The following is a 211-nucleotide window of genomic DNA, read 5'->3' as shown; positions in this document are numbered from 1 at the left end:
CTCGGGAAGTAGCTCAGCTTGGTAGAGTACTTGGTTTGGGACCAAGGTGTCGCAGGTTCGAATCCTGTCTTCCCGATTCAGTACAGAGATACCAAGCGTATCTTTTTTATTTAACTAGATATTATATACATTAAGAGGCTCTTTGTCAACTGTAGTGGGTTGAAGAAAAGCTAAGATCGAGAAAGGACGAAATTTGTCCTTTCTTTTTTGA

1 tRNA gene is annotated in these 211 nt (G+C 40.3%); it reads left to right on the top strand.

From position 1 onward, the window contains the following. Window positions 1-2: 2 nt before the first annotated feature. Window positions 3-76, top strand: a tRNA-Pro gene (locus tag N8M09_RS11165). Window positions 77-211 lie beyond the last annotated feature (135 nt).

The organism is Streptococcus mitis (assembly GCF_946190375.1).
GTDB classification, from domain to species: Bacteria; Bacillota; Bacilli; order Lactobacillales; family Streptococcaceae; genus Streptococcus; species Streptococcus mitis_CJ.
Note: the sequence above shows the minus strand (reverse complement) of the source record. Positions and strands in the feature narration are given on the sequence as shown.